This window comes from Shewanella donghaensis (genome assembly GCF_007567505.1).
In the GTDB taxonomy this organism is placed as follows: domain Bacteria; phylum Pseudomonadota; class Gammaproteobacteria; order Enterobacterales; family Shewanellaceae; genus Shewanella; species Shewanella donghaensis.
In genome coordinates, this window is record NZ_CP041783.1 from 3,337,547 (window position 1) to 3,352,872 (window position 15,326).

Here is a 15,326-nt window from a genome sequence, read left to right on the forward strand (position 1 = left end):
AGACTGGTCGTTAAGTAGGAGCGTTATGGGAAGTAAAGTTTGGAATGATAAAAAGCGCTTTATTTGGATTCTATCGTTACTGTTATTAACGGCTTTTATTGCCATTAGTAGTATTAGCTATCAAGTTGCCCACAACTCTCTAAGTGAACAAATCGAGAATAATTCGCTGCCTTTGACCAGTGACAATATCTACTCTGAAATCCAACAAGACTTATTAAAACCCATTTTCATTTCCTCCCTCATGGCGCAAGACACTTTCGTACGTGACTGGACCATCAATAACGAAGAAAATCCTGAACAGCTGGTTAGATACTTAAGAGAAATTCAACAAAAGTATGACACTGTCACCAGCTTTTTTGTATCAGAAGGCAGCCGTAATTATTATCACTCGAGTGGCGTCTTGAGAAAGATTGAAGATGTCTCCAATGACGACGCCTGGTATTTTCGCGTGCGGTCTTTACCTCAAAATGAAGATTATGAAGTCAATATTGATACCGATACCGCAGATAAAAATCGTACGGTAATTTACGTGAACTTTAAAGTTTATGATTTTGAAGGTAATTTTATCGGGGTCACCGGAGTAGGCTTAGCGGTTGAAAGTGTCAAAACCTTAATCGAATTATACCAATCACGTTATAACCGTAGAGTCTATTTTACTGATAGACAAGGTAATATAACGTTAAGAAGTGCAGGTTTCGAAGGCGCTAAAACTTTACAAACAACAGATGGGTTACAAAACCTTTCGACCCGTGTGTTAACCAGTCCCAGCGCGTCTTTCTCATATGAACGTGACGGTAAAACCATTTATTTAAATAGCCGTTTAGTTGAAGAATTTAAATGGTATTTAATTGTCGAACAAGATGAAGTGCAGGCAGAGAAAACGCTCCTGACCACTTTTTGGATTAACATTGGTCTAAGTTTGCTGGTGACATTCAGTATCCTGTTCATTGCCAATATGACGTTAGGTAAATACCAGCGTAAATTAGAGCACATGGCATCGACTGATAAGTTAACTGGTGTAGCGAATAGACAAGTTTTTGAAGAATACTTTAGCCGAACATTATCGCACTCAATGGCCGAGTCGAGTCATACATCCGTGGTTATTTTAGACATTGACCACTTCAAACAAGTGAATGATAACTATGGTCATAATATTGGTGATTTAGTCATTCAAACCGTTGCCAATGAAGTAAAGTCTTACCTTAAAAGTGAGGATCTTGTGTGCCGTTGGGGTGGTGAAGAGTTTTTGATATTACTGGAAAATACCAATATTAGTCAGGCTCACAATATCGCTGAAAAACTCACTTCAGGAATTGCGTCTCGAACAACCCGTGTAAATGGTCATGAAATCAATATCACCATAAGCTGCGGGGTCGCAGAGTATCGTAAATCTGAACAATCTGCAGAGTTGATTAATCGCGCTGATATCGCGCTATATCAAGCTAAAGAACAAGGACGGAATCAAGTGGTATTGTCGTATTAATGGGCAAAGTTATTAATCAAGTAATTGGCAGTGAGAAAGTATTGATGGCAGAACAGATGTTAGTAAGCAAAATATCAGGTCTATACTGTGGCGAGCAGATAAATACCTTGGGCACGGTTGAAAGCGCTATGGATAATAAGCTAGCAGCCAAAAAATTGCGGGTTAATCAGCAAGGCGTTAACGGTGATATGCAAGCTGATCTTAATCATCATGGCGGTGAAGAGCGCGTTTTACATCATTTCCCCCGTGAGCATTATGGTCAATACCGCCGCTGGGATTTGATTACCAACTTTAAAGATGTTCCTGCCATGGGTGAGAATATCAGTACTGTTGGCCTTAATGAGTCTCAAGTGAACATTGGCGATATCGTTAAGATTGGAACAACCTTATTGCAAGTGACTCAACCGCGTTCACCCTGTTTCAAGCTTAATTTACAGTTTGGTCACCCTAAATTTGCGCTTGCGATGCAAGAAAGCAAAATGTGTGGCTGGTTTTATAAAGTGCTGGAAGCTGGCGAAATTAATGCCGATGATAACGTGCACTTAATTGAAAGAAAAACCGATATTAGTATTGCCCAAGCGATGAAAATTTACTTTTTACCAGAAGTCGATATAGAACAATATCAGTTATTATTGGATTGTGAAGGGCTGGCACAAAGTTGGGTCAACAGTCTGAAAAAGCGTATTGAAACCCAAAAAATTGAGAACTGGCAGTTCCGTTTATACGGCGCTGATAATGCTTAATAGCCACGACATTTCTTACATTTATTCATATATTTCGTCATAGATTAATCAATATAAATAGGAACAGTAATGAACGAGTCTGTAGATTCTGTCGAGAAAGAAGCACGTAATATGGGCTTATTGGTGTATGCGGCAAGCATTGCTGGTTACATCATTCCTCTAGGCAGTATTATTGGGCCGTTAATTGTATGGCTAATGAAGCGTGATGAATTTGAATTTGTGAATGAGTGTGGGAAAAATTGCCTTAACTTTAAACTGAGCTTACTTATTTATGTCGTGATTAGCACGATACTAGCCTTTGTTGGTATTGGGATACTATTGTTGGTCGTTCTAGGCCTTCTTGACATTATTTGTACCATTATCGGTATTATCAGAGCTGGAGAAGGAAAGGCATATCGTTACCCATTGACGATTAACTTTATTAAATAGCCGTTCTTTGAATGAGTTTACAACTTAATTTGAACACTAAGTAAAAAAGCCGCATTCTTTAATGCGGCTTTTTTGTTGTAGTTTATTCCTTGGTTCTCATAGCAAATAAGGCATCGAGTACCATCACCATAGGCTTAGACTTTAAATCGAGCTACCAAGGAATCTAATCTGCTTGCAAGTTGATTTAGTGACTGACTTGCTTGAGCTGCTGCTTGAGCCGTATCTGCAGTGCGTAAGGTAATGTCATTGATCTCGGTTACGTTGCGATTAATGTCTTCGACCACTGTTGACTGCTCTTCAGTTGCTGCAGCGACTTGGATGTTCATGTCACTGATGGAAGCGATGCTTTCGCTAATACCGGTTAATGAATGGCTCGCTTCATCAACGGCATTGACACCCTCTTGAGAACGATTACGTGAGGTTTCCATGGCTTCTACGGCTCGACTTGCTTCAAATTGAAGTTTATCAATCATGGTTTGTACTTCGTTGGTGGATTCTGCGGTACGAGAGGCTAGATTTCTCACTTCATCAGCGACCACTGCAAACCCTCGTCCAGCTTCACCAGCACGAGCCGCTTCAATGGCAGCATTTAATGCCAGTAAATTAGTTTGCTCTGAGATAGCGCGAATAACATCTAAAATACTGCCAATAGACTTGGTGTGAGTTGCCAAAGACTCAATCACTTCACCTACTTGCCCCACATCGTGTGACAGTAAATTAATGGTTGAACGAGCTCGAGTTACCACTTCTTGCCCTGCAGAAGAATCGGTATCAGCTTCTTTTGCTGTTACGGCAGCTTGAGCCGCATTAGAGGCTATCTCGTTAACGGTTGCCCCCATTTCATTAATCGCTGTTACAACCATGACAGTGCGATCTTTTTGTAATTGGCTATCTGCCAAAGTCTGATTTGCTTGGCTTGAAACATCTTTAGCTGATAAACCTAGTTGTTCACTGGTTTGGGCAACTTCAATAACAGACTCTTGGATTTTACTGATGAAACTATTAAACCCTTGTGCAAGTTGTGCAATTTCATCATTGCCATTAACTGGAAGTCGCTGGCGTAAATCACCTTCACCTTCACCAATATTTCTAAATAACTCCGCAACTTTGGCTATTGGGCGGCTTACAGAACCGGCAACGGCAATGGCTATAGCAATAAAAACGAGGGCAATGATAAGTGTGATAAGTAAAATTTGATAGGCTGATTCATCGAGTAAGGCAAAGACTTCAGCTTCTGGTACTTGGGCGATGAGATACCAATTCATTGATGGTATATAGCTTGATGCAATGAGCATTTGTTGCCCATTTACTTCAGCTTTTATTAGACTAAAATCGCTTTTAGCGAGTAACTGTCGGGTATTCGTTTGTGTATACAGACTAGTAAGATTTGCTTGGCCAATCTGATTAGTATTTTGATGGAGTTTAACTTCACCCTGGTCATCAACTAAAAACACAAAGCCGCTATCTTCAATTTTGAATGACGATAATAAAGACACCATATCATCAAGTGATTTAGCTAAACCCACTAACCCTCGGCCATTGGGCTGTTGGTAATTAACAAATAATTTTACTTCACCATTAGTTTCAGTGAATACATTAAGCATTCGCTCTTGGCCACTATCACGATAGCCAAAGAACCAGTCATCTTGTCCTGGAGTTAATACTCTCAAGAAGCCATCTTGGGTGTAATAAGCTGCGGTTTCTCTATCTGCAAATGATGCTTGAGCAAGATCATATTGATATTTAATATCGCCAAGTTGACTTACTACAGCTGCTTCTTGGTCATTCGGTCGACCTTCTTCAAGCCAGTTGAGTAACATACGGCTACTGGCTAACTGTTGTGCCGCATTCATTAACGCACTGATGTCTAATTCAACTTTATTGCGTATTTGTAATAAAAGGCTGGGTAATTCTGAGTTAAGCATTCGTTGCTCAACAACAGATTTAGCACTACGCTGGCTTAATACTCCCACTAATATCGTTGATAGCAACACTGCTATTGATACGGTGTAGAGGATTTTTTGTTTGATAGTGAGCTGACTGAATACATTCATTTACTGCAGGCCTTCTTAATTGATTACTCAATATATCGGACAAATATTCTTTTTCTGAATATCAATATTTATTTAAGCATGAATTTATTCTCTATGAGTTTTTTAAGTTACTGATTTGGTGTTGTTATCGATGTTTTAAGCTATTTATAACAATAAAAAAGCGCACAATAAATTGTGCGCTTTAATCAATCAAAACTACATATTAGGGTAATTCGGACCGCCGCCACCTTCAGGAGTTACCCAGGTGATATTTTGGCTAGGATCTTTAATATCGCATGTTTTACAATGAATACAGTTTTGTGCATTTATCACAAACTTGTTTTCAGCACCTTCACTCACAACTTCATACACGCCAGCAGGGCAGTATCGTTGAGCGGGTTCATTAAACTTAACCAAGTTCACTGCGATAGGAATTGAAGGATCTTTCAAGTGTAAATGGCACTTCTGATCTTCTTCATGATGAGTGCTAGACAAATAAACTGAAGACAATTTATCGAAACTCAATTTCCCATCAGGCTTAGGATAGTCAATAGCTTTAAAATCTTTAGCTAACCCCATGTCTGCATGATCTGGGTTTTCATCACGTAAGGTTATCGGGAATTTTCCACCAAACCAGTTCTGATCGATAAAGTTAAATGCGCCACCAAGATAAGTCCCGAACTTGTGTAAAGCTGGTCCAAAATTACGCGATTTGAATAACTCTTCATGAAGCCAGCTTTGTTCGATACGTGTTTGGAAACAATCTAAATCTTTACCCGCTTCAACGCCTGCCATTAAGGCTTCGCCTAGGGTTTCTGCCGCAACTACACCACTCTTCATCGCGGTGTGAGTGCCTTTAATTTTGGCAAAATTTAATGTACCAGCATCACAACCAATTAATAATCCGCCAGGGAAACTCATTTTGGGTAAAGAATTTAAGCCGCCCTTGGCAATGGCTCTAGCGCCGTATGTGATACGTTCGCCACCAGTGAGTGTTTGCGAGATGACGGGGTGTTGCTTATAACGTTGAAACTCGTCAAATGGACTAATGTGTGGGTTCTTATAGTTAAGGTCGATAATCAGACCGACAGCAACTTGATTGTCTTCCATATGATAAAGGAAGCCACCACCAGAAGTGCCATCATTTAAAGGCCAACCGCCTGTGTGAACCACTTTTCCTTGCTGATGTTGTTCTGCTGGAATTTTCCAGATTTCTTTAAAACCTAAACCATAATGCTGCGGTGTTTTACCATTATCAAGATGATATTTAGCAATGAGCTCTTTGCCTAAATGACCGCGACAACCTTCTGAAAATACCGTGTATTTGGCATGTAATTCCATACCAGGCATATAGCTGTCTTTAGGCTCGCCATCAATACCAACTCCCATATCACCAATCAAGATGCCTTTGACACTATTATCTTGATTATAAAGTACTTCACTTGCAGCAAAACCTGGGAAAATCTCTACCCCCAATGCTTCTGCTCGCTCGGCTAACCAACGGGCTAAGTTGCCGACACTGATGATGTAATTACCGTCATTGTGCATGGTTTTAGGTACGAGACTATTAGACATCAACTGCGACTTACTGTCAGAGCTGAGTAAATAAATTTCATCGTGGGTAACTTTAGTATTGAGAGGGATATCTGAATCGCGCCAATCAGAAAACAGCTCATCTAATACTTTCGGTTCAAAAACTGCACCAGAAAGGATGTGAGCTCCGACTTCTGAGCCTTTTTCAACCACGCAGACGGTCATCTCTTTGCCTGCATCTTGTGATATTTGCATTAATCGACATGCTGTAGCGAGTCCGGCAGGTCCTGCCCCGACAATTACTACGTCGAATTCCATTGATTCGCGTTCCATCATCTCACCTTTGATTAATTCCCGGTTTGTGGCGGGTTTGTTGTTTTTTTGTTTTACTCACTTTACCTTAAAATTGTGAATGGTCACAATAGCAACTGCGATTTTGAGCCCGTGAGCTGGCTCGCAAAAATTTACAGATTTCATAATAACTGGGACAAAATGTCATAAAAAGATACTGATTGGAGTGAATTTAAGCCTATAATCAAGTCTGACGGTTCTCCGAGCTTTATATCCTACGTCCACAGATACGGGTATTTCGCCGTGGTAATTATGCCACCGGGGTCAGCAAAGAAATGCGCTTACCTCCCACACTTGGAAAGGTTAACATGTCCCAACTACAAGACAGTTTTGGTCGAAGATTTCACTATCTGCGGATGTCAGTTACTGACGTTTGTAATTTCAAATGTACCTATTGCCTACCTGACGGTTACAGACCCGAAGGTAAACCAAAGTTTCTCGCACTGAATGAGATCGAAAATTTAGTGGCGGCTTTTGGCGAAGTCGGTACGCAAAAAATCCGTATCACAGGTGGTGAGCCGACGTTACGCAAAGATTTCACCGATATTATTCGTATCGTTGCTGACAATGACAATATCAAAACCATTGCCACAACCACTAATGGATATCGCCTCGAGAAAAACGCTAAAGAATGGTATGACGCAGGATTGAGGCGTATTAACGTCTCAGTTGATAGCTTAGACCCTAAAATGTTTTACCAGATTACTGGCGAAAACAAATTTGATGAAGTCATGCGGGGAATTGATGCCGCGCTTGATGCAGGTTTTGAGCGAATAAAAATCAATGCAGTACTACTCAAAGGCTTAAATGATAAAGATTTGCCACGTTTTCTCCATTGGATAAAGAACACGCCGATTGATTTGCGCTTTATCGAATTAATGGAAACGGGCTTAGGGCATGATTATTTCAATGCTCATCATCTTGCAGGACTCGATATTAAATTAAAGCTCGAGTCTGAAGGTTGGTTATATGACTTGCCGGATGTAGATGATGGCCCTGCGCAAAACTTTAGCCACCCAGATTATAAAGGTCGCATCGGGCTGATTATGCCTTATGCGAAAAATTTCTGTGCCAGCTGTAACCGTTTGCGAGTCTCTGCAAAAGGTAAATTGCACTTATGTTTGTTTACTGAAAACGGTGTCGATTTGCGTGATTTACTTCAGAATGAGTCACAGCGCCCTGAGCTTATCGAAAGGCTCCACGGTCAACTTGCACAGAAAAAAGAAACGCATTATCTCCACCAAGGGATAACGGGCGTGACAAAACACTTGGCATCAATTGGCGGTTAATCCTCTTGATAATGGTGTTGTTCATTAACGTTTGAACGCGGTGTTAATAGCAATATTTTTATAAGGCAAGTAAGCATGAGCAACTGTTTTACCCATATCAACGCCGATGGCAATGCCCACATGGTCGATGTTACTGAAAAAAATGTCACTGAACGTGAAGCGCGTGCAGAAGCTTTTATCGAAATGGCTCCGAGCACGTTAGAAATGATCATGAGCGGTAGCCACCATAAAGGTGACGTATTTGCTACTGCACGTATTGCAGGCATTCAAGCGGCTAAAAAGACCTCTGATCTTATTCCATTATGTCACCCGTTAATGCTCACCAAAGTTGAAGTTGATCTTGAAGCTCAGCCTGAGCTTAACCGTGTAAGAATAACCAGCTTATGTAAATTGTCTGGTAAGACTGGCGTTGAAATGGAAGCATTAACTGCCGCTTCCGTTGCTGCATTAACTATTTACGATATGTGTAAAGCGGTCCAAAAAGACATGATCATTTCGCAAGTGCGTTTACTTGAGAAACGTGGCGGCAAGTCAGGTCATTTCCAAGCTGAAAGCTAGTAAAAGTCTTTGAAGAAGGGCTGCTAGAGATGTTTCTCTAAAATCTTTTTCAAGGAACGGTAATTTTTAATTTTGTAAGACGAGAGATGGTCATGATTCAAGTCCTTTTTTTTGCACAAGTAAGAGAGCTACTCGGTACCGCTAAAGTTGAAGTTGCCGCAGAAGGCGTGACGAATACCGAACAGCTGCGTGAAGCATTAGCCGCTAAAGATGAAAAGTGGGCAAAAGTGTTAACCTCAGATAAATTGTTAGTAGCAGTAAATCAAACCATGAGTTCTTGGGATGCAGCGGTTAAAGATGGCGATGAAGTTGCCTTTTTCCCACCTGTCACAGGAGGCTAGTCATGAGCCAAGTGAATGCTAAACAAGTGGTAAGAGTACAAACTGAAGACTTCAATGTTGCTGAAGAGTACGCTGCCATTGCACAAGATAATAGCGACGGTGCAGTCGTTACTTTCGCAGGTAAAGTGCGTGATTTTAATGATGGCAGTGCCGTTACTGATTTAACGCTTGAACATTACCCTGGAATGACAGAAGCCGTGTTAGTGCAATTAGCTGAGCAAGCTAATGAACGTTGGCCGCTGAACTATGTGACGATTATTCACCGTGTAGGGCGTATGGAACTGGGTGAACAAATTGTGTTTATCGGTGTGACGAGTGCCCATCGTAAAGCCGCTTTTGCTGCCTGTGAGTTTTTGATCGACTTTCTAAAAACCAAAGCGCCTTTTTGGAAATTAGAAGCGGGTGAACAAGGTAATAATTGGGTTGAAGCCCGAGATTCAGATGAGCAAGCTGCGACTATGTGGAATGAATCTGAATAGCAAAGGATGCTTACATTATGATGTTAAGCTCTATTAGCCGTAGTTTTCGACAGCTTCGCTGTTGTCGAAAAGGTTTTATTGGGTTTTTATGCAGTTTGTTATTGTTAGTCTCATTTTCATCGCTGGCCGCTAAACCGCCAGCGATTGCTGCAGCATCTAACGTCAAATTCGCGCTTGATGAAATTGTTAAAAATTTTACCGCAACAACCGGACTCGTTGTAAGAGTCTCATATGGATCTTCAGGCAATTTTGTTGCCCAAATCCAGCACGGCGCCCCATTTGAGATGTTGCTTAGTGCCGATGAATTCTATATTCAGCAACTGCACAAACTGGGTATAACAGACTCTGATGGCACGATATACGCTATCGGTAAGTTAGCCCTAGTTGCACCCAAGAACTCCTCTCTCACATTAGATGCTGGGCTATTAGGCCTTCAACAGCAGCTTAATGACGATAAAATTTCCCGTTTTGTTATTGCCAATCCTGCGCATGCACCTTATGGCGAAAGAGCCAGAAGCTTATTGCAGACAAAAGGCTTGTGGACGCAGTTAGAATCCAAAATTATTATGGGCGAGAATGTCTCTCAAGCTGCTCAATTTGCCTTAAGTGGTTCCGCTCAAGGTGGCATTGTTGCGTTATCTTTAGCATCATCGCCGCAGTTTCGTAAAATGGGCAATTATGTTGAAATTCCCCAGTCATTATATGAACCGATCAATCAGCGGATGGTAATGACACCAAAAGCGGGTAAAACGACTCAGCAGTTTTATCAATATATGCAAACCTCGGCGGCGAAGGATGTGCTCGCGAAATTTGGTTTTGGCTTCCCGCAATCAACTCACTTAACAATATCTACAATTGGGTCTAAAACTGGGTCTTCCGCAATGTCTACAACAACGTCTAAGCAAGTCGAGAATTAGTTTATGGATTGGCAGTCACTATGGTTATCAGCCAAGCTTAGTACCGTCACGGTATTAATTTTAGTGCCGCTGGCGATTATTGCTGGCCGCTTACTGGCTTATCGTCAATTTCGCGGTAAGTCATGGGTCGAGGCGCTGATTATGGTGCCATTAGTGCTACCGCCTACTGTGATTGGTTATTATTTATTGGTTGGTCTAGGCAGTCAAAGCGTCATTGGCGAATGGGTTGAATCTCTATTTGGTGTGCAGTTAGTGTTTAATTTTTCTGGGCTAGTTATCGCCTCCATCTTGGTCAATATTCCCTTTGCTGTGCAGCCTATTCAACGTGCATTTGAAACCATTCCCCATGATATCCCCGATGCCGCTGCTTGTTGTGGTATGAGTTGGTGGCGGATTTTTGTCAAAATTGAATTGCCGATGATCTGGCCTGGTGTGCTAACCGCTGTCGTGCTGTGTTTTTCACATGTGTTAGGTGAATTTGGGGTGGTGTTAATGCTGGGCGGTAATATTGCCGGTGAAACTAAAACCATTTCAATTGCTATTTATGACAGCGTACAAGCCTTTGATTTTGAAGCCGCTGGCACAATGTCCTTAGTGTTACTGGTATTTGCCGTTAGTGTGCTTGCTATTACTACCAGTCTTTCAAGGCGTTTAGGAGGGCAGAATGCCAACCCGCAACGTTGATCTGCATTGCCAGATATCACAGCAATTACCTATTCCGCTAGAAGCCGACTTTCATTGTAAAGCAGGTGAAGTGTTAGCCGTTGTAGGTCCTTCAGGTGGCGGGAAAACAACGTTACTAAGGATGATAGCTGGCTTAAGCGTATCGCAACAAGGGATCATTCAAAGTGGCGATAATGTATGGTTTAGTCATCAAAGCGGTAAAAACTTATCGCCACAGCAGCGCCATATTGGTTATGTACCGCAGCATTTTGGCCTTTTCCCCCATTTAACGACACTTGAAAATGTTATTTCTGGGCTAGATCATATTCCTAAGTCTGAACGCAAAGCCCGTGCATTAGATTGGTTAGAACGGGTTAATTTGCATGGCTTGCCAGCTAGGCTTCCTGGGCAGTTATCTGGTGGGCAACGTCAACGTGTGGCACTCGCCCGTGCGTTAGCAAGAGAACCGTCGGTATTGTTACTCGATGAACCCTTTTCAGCAGTTGATAGAGAAACGCGCGAACGGTTATATATTGAATTAGCTCGGTTAAAATCACAGCTTTCCATCCCTGTGATTATGGTCACTCATGACATGAATGAGGCATTGTTGCTCGCCGATAAAATGATTTTGATTAGCCAAGGCAAGATGCTGCAACAAGGCAAACCGTTTGATGTACTGTCGCATCCTCGTAATGAAACCGTAGCCAGACAAATGGGTTTGCGTAATATTTTTACTGCAGAAGTATCAGGTCGTGATGAAAAAGCTAATATTACTTGGCTTAAAATGGGTGACCAAATTATCGCTAGTGATAGCGCCCCAGCATGTGAAGTTGGTCAGAAAGTGCGCTGGGTGATCCCAAATCAGGGTATACGATTTAGCGCTATTTCCAGTGGCCGCTTGTGCCGCAGTATCAATAAGCTCGATATTGTCATTGATTCGTTATTGGTGATGGGTGAATCCGTCAGAATTAAAGCGCGCATGCAGGGTATTGAAGAGATGTTTAATATGGATGTTCCATCTCATTTAGCGACTAAACTATCGTTAAAAAAAGGCTTAGCGACCACGATCGCATTGAAGTCTGAGCAAGTGCATATTCTAGAATCATGATCAATTATTAATCTTACAAAGCTTGGGTCTTTTAAAGGGCTTAGGTAAAGTGTCCATATTATCAATACTCTTTTGAGGCTCTCATGTTCCGTATTGTTCTGTCGTTGCTAGTGGTGTTTCCTTCAATGGTGATGGCAACGCCTAGTATGCATACTTTGTTATCTCAAGGTGGATACGTTGAACCTATTGTGGTGATAGGAAGCGTTGAAGCTGAATATGATGGCTTAGTGTCTTCATTTGATATGGATATTAAAAACGGTCAACTAATTTATGAAATAGATATACTGAACCTCGATACTAATGAAGTTATTGAGTTGGAGTTTGATGCCACTGATGGCAACTTAGTAACCAAAAAACTTAATGTTTTTGAATCAGATGATTTAGATCAGATTAAAGCGGCTAGAATCGTCATCGCCCAAGGTATGACCTTTACTGATTTAGTCAAATTAGCCACCCAAGATCAGCCTGGCTATTTGATTGAAGCCGCATTAGACCATGATTTAGCGATTAGCTATTTAGAGTTAAAGCTACTAAATGTGTCAAGTAAGCATACAATTGCTTTTGATATTGAGAATTTACGTCCATTACCTTTATTGCAGTGGGACTAATACTGCAGTAAGACCAAGGAATAGCACTATGCGAGTATTAATCGTTGAAGACGACGCAACAACATTACAGTATGTTGCTGAGGGGTTTACCGCTCAACAATATCAAGTTGATACAGCCACTAATGGTCATGATGGCCTTTATAAAGCTAAAAACAATCAATTCGATATCATTATTCTTGATCGTATGTTGCCACAAATTGATGGCTTAACGTTATTAACGGCATTGCGTAATAATGGCAATCAAACACCAGTTCTTATCTTGTCAGCATTAAGCCACGTAGATGAACGTGTTAAAGGTTTACGTGCAGGTGGTGATGATTACATGACTAAGCCTTTTGCATTCGCTGAACTACAAGTGAGAGCAGAAAAACTGATTCAACGTAATGCGCCATCACCAAATAATACCGATCTTGAAGTGGGTAATTTGAAAATGGAATTACTGACAAGAAAGGTAACACTGGATGAGCATGAGCTTATGCTTCAGCCAAAAGAATTTCAGTTGTTAAAGTACTTGATGGAACATCCAAATCAGGTCATTAGCCGGACATTATTATTTGAAGCGGTGTGGGATTATCATTTTGACCCACGTACCAATGTCATTGATGTGCATATAGCTAAGTTACGCCGTAAGTTTGAAGAGCTAGGTCATCCAGAGATCATTGAGACGGTTCGAGGGGCTGGATATCGCCTTTGCAAAGGGAATTAAACCCTATCAGAGCAGTGCTTGGCGCATAACGCTAATCTTCTCTACTTTGGTGACCTTGCTCATTGTCATGCTGGTATTTGGTTTATACCGCCAGCTAGTCATTGAGCAAGAAAACCAAGTTGAACAACATCTTTCTACTGAAATGCAGCGCTATCAGCAGCTTGCATTGACTTTAGATCGGCGTAGTTTCGCGGCGCAAATTCGCGCAGCCGATCCTAAAACCGCTTTGATTGCGTGGCGTAATAGTGTTGATATGGTCGGCGCATTGAGCTTTGTGCCTGATAATATGCCGTTACTGCCAGCCACTCGTGATTTCCCCATCCTCACTGGTGGCCCTGATAAACTGCATATTCTGACCGGCGGTTTGGTTATTACAAACTATGGCCCAGTATTAATCGCAACCCGTACCGACAACCTGTCAGCGTTAATTGAAAAATTCATTAATGCCGCTTTTTGGGCGGTAGCATTTACTTTAGCCATTACCTTAGCTGTTGGGTTTATATTTTCTAAAGCGATTTTGCGAAGGCTGGTGCAATACAATTTATTAAGCGAAAAAATTGAACAGGGTCAATATGATACCCGTTTCCCTGTGAGCGACAATGAAGATGAATTTGATATGCTTGCAGGCCAATTTAACCGTGTGTTAGATACTCTTGAACATAACTTAATGTCAGTACGTGGTGTGACTGATAATATCGCCCATGATTTGCGGACACCACTATCTCATCTGCGTATTGGGATTGAACAACTGCCGCTAAAACCCACAGAACAAATCCCTGAACTGACGGCAATATTGCTCGAAGAGCTCGATCACTGTCTAGCCACGTTTGATGCCATGCTATCGCTAACGCGTATTGAGGAAGGCCAGCAAACTCTCGATATGCAATCGGTGAGTTTGCAGCAGCTTTGCCAAGATTTATTTGAAATGGCTGAAGTGGTCGCAGAATCCAAACAACAAACACTCAACTTAGTTGTTGAAGATGACTTAGTTATTTCTGGCGATAAGTATCTGTTATTCCAAGCGCTGTTTAATCTGGTTGATAACGCGATTAAGTATGCACCAGAAGATGCTGAAATTAGCATTGTTCAAAAAGGCCGACAGATACAAATTATTGATAATGGACCAGGTATTAGTGCTGAAGATAAAGAGCGCGTATTTGACCGATTAGTGCGTTTAGATCCGAGCCGACATCACCAAGGAACTGGCTTAGGACTTTCAATGGTTAAAGCTATTTTGTCACGACACCGTGCTAAAATTGAATTGTTAGACAATAATCCCGGTTTGATTGTCGATATACAATTTAAAAAAGCTTAGCGCAAGCTCTGCTAATCCGCCGATTAAATGAAATATTCAACTCATCGATCAGTCAATGCCACTAATTAGTAGACCAGCCATGTATCAAATTGTTGAACAACACTCTGACTTTATTGTCATTAATAAATCCTCTGGGGTTCACTTTCATAGCCAAGATGGCGCAGCAGGCGTTGTCGCACAAGTCGAAGCAGATTTGGGTATTAAACTCTATTCAGTTCACCGTTTAGATACTCCAACATCGGGATTATTGATTCTGGCTAAGTCTTCAGCTGCCGCGGCGATATTTACTGAGTTGTTTACTGCACATAAAATTCAAAAGTATTACCTCGCTATTGCTCAAGGTAAACCTAAGAAGAAACAAGGTTGGGTTATTGGCGATATGGCCAAGTCACGTCGCAGTATGTATAAGTTATTACGCACCTCAGAAAACCCAGCTATCACTCAGTTTTTCTCCCATTCAATTACCGCTGGAACCAGGCTTTATTTATTGAAGCCGCTGAGCGGGAAAACCCATCAACTACGGGTTGCTTTAGCGAGCTTAGCCGTGCCGATTTTAGGTGATACGCTTTATGGTGGCGAGTCGTCGGATAGGTGCTATTTACATGCAATGGCGCTGCAGTTTGAGTATCAAGGGGAGCAGTATCAATTTATGCAGACGCCGCATGTTGGCGAGTTATTTGGTGATAAAAAAGTGACAGAACAACTGGCTGGCGAATGGCTGAGTCCTAATGATTTACCTTGGCCAGCGGCTAAATAATTTGAAAGAAGCT

Annotated in this window: 16 protein-coding genes and 1 riboswitch; of the genes, 14 read left to right on the forward strand and 2 right to left on the reverse strand. The window is 41.5% G+C overall.

Features of this window, described 5'->3' with window-relative positions; translation table 11 throughout:
* Window positions 1–25: 25 nt before the first annotated feature.
* The 3 genes from FPK91_RS14220 (at window position 26) to FPK91_RS14230 (ending at window position 2,655) form a co-directional block, all read left to right on the forward strand.
* On the forward strand, window positions 26–1,483 hold the full coding sequence (locus FPK91_RS14220; RefSeq protein WP_144211862.1) for a sensor domain-containing diguanylate cyclase: 1,458 nt from the start codon (window positions 26–28) through the stop codon (window positions 1,481–1,483).
* The gene (locus FPK91_RS14225) at window positions 1,483–2,226 is read left to right on the forward strand and encodes an MOSC domain-containing protein (RefSeq protein ID WP_227006579.1); all 744 of its coding nucleotides are present in this window, start codon (window positions 1,483–1,485) and stop codon (window positions 2,224–2,226) included. The genes FPK91_RS14220 and FPK91_RS14225 overlap by 1 nt, the downstream gene beginning before the upstream one ends.
* A gap of 69 nt (window positions 2,227–2,295) precedes the next feature.
* On the forward strand, window positions 2,296–2,655 hold the full coding sequence (locus tag FPK91_RS14230; protein ID WP_144211863.1) for a DUF4870 domain-containing protein: 360 nt from the start codon (window positions 2,296–2,298) through the stop codon (window positions 2,653–2,655).
* Window positions 2,656–2,789: 134 nt separating this feature from the next.
* Here the strand turns inward: FPK91_RS14230 and FPK91_RS14235 are convergent, their stop codons facing one another.
* Together FPK91_RS14235 and FPK91_RS14240 are read right to left on the reverse strand one after the other, a co-directional pair.
* The gene (locus tag FPK91_RS14235; RefSeq protein WP_144211864.1) at window positions 2,790–4,709 is read right to left on the reverse strand and encodes a methyl-accepting chemotaxis protein; all 1,920 of its coding nucleotides are present in this window, start codon (window positions 4,707–4,709) and stop codon (window positions 2,790–2,792) included.
* Window positions 4,710–4,904: 195 nt separating this feature from the next.
* On the reverse strand, window positions 4,905–6,554 hold the full coding sequence (locus tag FPK91_RS14240) for an electron transfer flavoprotein-ubiquinone oxidoreductase (RefSeq protein WP_144214435.1): 1,650 nt from the start codon (window positions 6,552–6,554) through the stop codon (window positions 4,905–4,907).
* A 205-nt stretch (window positions 6,555–6,759) separates the two neighbouring features.
* A riboswitch (molybdenum cofactor riboswitch) is annotated at window positions 6,760–6,893 on the forward strand.
* Here FPK91_RS14240 and moaA point away from each other — a divergent pair.
* The 11 genes from moaA (at window position 6,881) to FPK91_RS14295 (ending at window position 15,313) form a co-directional block, all read left to right on the forward strand.
* On the forward strand, window positions 6,881–7,861 hold the full coding sequence (gene moaA / locus FPK91_RS14245; RefSeq protein WP_144211865.1) for a GTP 3',8-cyclase MoaA: 981 nt from the start codon (window positions 6,881–6,883) through the stop codon (window positions 7,859–7,861). Its footprint overlaps the riboswitch before it by 13 nt.
* A gap of 75 nt (window positions 7,862–7,936) precedes the next feature.
* The gene (moaC, locus tag FPK91_RS14250; RefSeq protein WP_144211866.1) at window positions 7,937–8,419 is read left to right on the forward strand and encodes a cyclic pyranopterin monophosphate synthase MoaC; all 483 of its coding nucleotides are present in this window, start codon (window positions 7,937–7,939) and stop codon (window positions 8,417–8,419) included.
* 92 nt (window positions 8,420–8,511) lie between these two features.
* Entirely contained in the window at window positions 8,512–8,760 is a 249-nt protein-coding gene (gene moaD / locus FPK91_RS14255; protein ID WP_144211867.1) for a molybdopterin synthase sulfur carrier subunit, read from the forward strand.
* A gap of 2 nt (window positions 8,761–8,762) precedes the next feature.
* Complete coding sequence (moaE, locus tag FPK91_RS14260; RefSeq protein ID WP_144211868.1) at window positions 8,763–9,239, forward strand: molybdopterin synthase catalytic subunit MoaE; 477 nt, start codon at window positions 8,763–8,765, stop codon at window positions 9,237–9,239.
* A 20-nt stretch (window positions 9,240–9,259) separates the two neighbouring features.
* Window positions 9,260–10,156: a molybdate ABC transporter substrate-binding protein gene (modA, locus tag FPK91_RS14265; protein ID WP_144214437.1), complete on the forward strand. Its 897-nt coding sequence runs from the start codon at window positions 9,260–9,262 to the stop codon at window positions 10,154–10,156.
* A gap of 3 nt (window positions 10,157–10,159) precedes the next feature.
* The gene (modB, locus tag FPK91_RS14270) at window positions 10,160–10,840 is read left to right on the forward strand and encodes a molybdate ABC transporter permease subunit (protein ID WP_144211869.1); all 681 of its coding nucleotides are present in this window, start codon (window positions 10,160–10,162) and stop codon (window positions 10,838–10,840) included.
* The gene (locus FPK91_RS14275) at window positions 10,821–11,927 is read left to right on the forward strand and encodes an ABC transporter ATP-binding protein (RefSeq protein WP_144211870.1); all 1,107 of its coding nucleotides are present in this window, start codon (window positions 10,821–10,823) and stop codon (window positions 11,925–11,927) included. Before modB ends, FPK91_RS14275 begins: the two co-directional genes overlap by 20 nt.
* An 83-nt stretch (window positions 11,928–12,010) precedes the next feature.
* Window positions 12,011–12,535 carry a PepSY domain-containing protein gene (locus FPK91_RS14280; protein WP_144211871.1) on the forward strand — a complete coding sequence of 175 codons (525 nt, stop codon included), beginning with the start codon at window positions 12,011–12,013 and terminating at the stop codon, window positions 12,533–12,535.
* A 28-nt stretch (window positions 12,536–12,563) separates the two neighbouring features.
* Window positions 12,564–13,241: a response regulator transcription factor gene (locus FPK91_RS14285; protein WP_144211872.1), complete on the forward strand. Its 678-nt coding sequence runs from the start codon at window positions 12,564–12,566 to the stop codon at window positions 13,239–13,241.
* A gap of 67 nt (window positions 13,242–13,308) precedes the next feature.
* Window positions 13,309–14,556 (forward strand): sensor histidine kinase, encoded by a 1,248-nt coding sequence (locus FPK91_RS14290; RefSeq protein ID WP_168926957.1) that lies wholly within the window; start codon window positions 13,309–13,311, stop codon window positions 14,554–14,556.
* A gap of 79 nt (window positions 14,557–14,635) precedes the next feature.
* Complete coding sequence (locus tag FPK91_RS14295) at window positions 14,636–15,313, forward strand: TIGR01621 family pseudouridine synthase (RefSeq protein WP_144214441.1); 678 nt, start codon at window positions 14,636–14,638, stop codon at window positions 15,311–15,313.
* The last annotated feature ends 13 nt before the right edge of the window (window positions 15,314–15,326 follow it).